Raw genomic sequence first — 699 nt, 5'->3', positions numbered from 1 at the left:
AGGCATCATGAAGTCGTCGGTGATGCCAAGATGACGACGGCGCTGCTCGATCGACTGACCCATCATTGCCACATCCTGGAGACCGGAAACGACAGCTTCCGCTTCAAGAACAGCTCAGCCCAGACCACAGCCACAAAGAAGGAGAAAGCCGCCACCTTGACCAAACCCTGAGACCCGAAACATACATGAAGGCGGGTCACTTCTCGGCGAAAATCCCGGGTCAGCTCTCAGCGGAAATCAACACGGCGTTTTTCCAGACCCGGCAAAGGTGCGAAATCACGGTCGATTGCGTATGGCAAAAGAATCTCGGCGAGGTGTTCGAACGGGCAAATTGGATGGCTGCCATGCGGAATGTTCCGAAGAATCGGCGGAGATGATCAGAAACATTGCATAGGACTGCACGTCACGAACTCCAACCCTGCCCACCCTGTGTTTCGAGGCTTGACTTCGGCGAGAGGGATTGTCGCAGGAGGGTCCGGCGACTTCAAATCGCTCGCTCAGACCACCGTGGTCCGTCCTCGATATTGGCTGTGGTCCCGGCTGGTTCTGGGCAGCAACGATGAGCTTGCTACCGGAGAATCTTGACCTGACACTCGGTGATCTGTCGCCCGGCATGGTGCACCGTGACCTTGTCTCGCACAATCCTCAAGCGTGGCGGCTGCGTACGAGATCTCGACCGGACCGCCGATACCTCTAAGT

The 699-nt window shown here is 56.9% G+C and carries 1 protein-coding gene and 1 pseudogene; both read left to right on the top strand.

The genetic code is table 11. From position 1 onward, the window contains the following. Positions 1–171 (top strand): ATP-binding protein (locus G6N73_RS36105; protein ID WP_165034601.1); only part of this gene is annotated, 171 nt, incomplete at its 5' end. 322 nt (positions 172–493) lie between these two features. Next, positions 494–619: pseudogene (locus G6N73_RS37845) on the top strand (class I SAM-dependent methyltransferase); the annotation flags it as partial. Between the last annotated feature and the right edge of the window lie 80 nt (positions 620–699).

The sequence above is a fragment of the Allomesorhizobium camelthorni genome (assembly GCF_011045125.1).
Taxonomy (GTDB): Bacteria; Pseudomonadota; Alphaproteobacteria; order Rhizobiales; family Rhizobiaceae; genus Allomesorhizobium; species Allomesorhizobium camelthorni.
The sequence above is the reverse complement of the archived record's forward strand: the minus strand, read 5'-3'. Positions and strand labels throughout refer to the sequence as shown.